Source organism: Photobacterium sp. GB-56 (assembly GCF_003026105.1).
In the GTDB taxonomy this organism is placed as follows: domain Bacteria; phylum Pseudomonadota; class Gammaproteobacteria; order Enterobacterales; family Vibrionaceae; genus Photobacterium.
The window spans coordinates 1-622 of record NZ_PYNW01000062.1; the positions used below are offsets into that span (position 1 = coordinate 1).

Annotated in this window: 1 pseudogene; it reads right to left on the bottom strand. The window is 43.2% G+C overall.

Annotated features, from left to right (window positions below):
• Nucleotides 1-337, bottom strand: a pseudogene (locus C9J42_RS21370) (hypothetical protein); the annotation flags it as partial.
• Nucleotides 338-622 lie beyond the last annotated feature (285 nt).

A 622-nucleotide genomic window follows, 5' to 3' on the forward strand; every position in this document is an offset into this window, starting at 1 on the left:
TGGTTACGAGATATATTATCCCCAGAAGAACAAATGCTAACGGCATCATATAGAGAGCAATAAATTTTCCGAATGTCACGGCATAAAAATAGACCAAGCCCCACCATGGGAAAGTGATGTCGTGAATTTCACGCTCACTGTATATATCACTCTCAAATGTCTTAAGCTTTTTCAGCTCAGAGGGGGTACGGGATCGCAGCTCTTTTTCTGGCACATGATGATTATTGCAAGTAAATGGGAAGTGTACACCTTTTCTGGCCATTTGAGACCAAAAGCCTTGCTGATTCCCCGGCGCTTGCGGCGGAATGTGCTGTGAGTTGTACGGGGTATTTTTCATGGTTATTTTCAATCTATCTTCGGCGTTAACGATTCCCAGAGTGAGAATACACGCTAAATAGACTGGGCAATAATTGGCCTGATTGATTATGAGATATGACCTCCACAAAAAAGCACGCCGAGATAGACGTGCTTATTATGCGTTAGGCAGAAGCCGTATTTGGTGTGGTTGCTATAGAATCAGTGGTAGGGATCGGTATAACTTCACCCAATGGTGGCTCTGAATTTTGCTTCTCAACAATTTTCGTCACTGCTTGTTCAAACGCTTCATCATCCATACTGAACC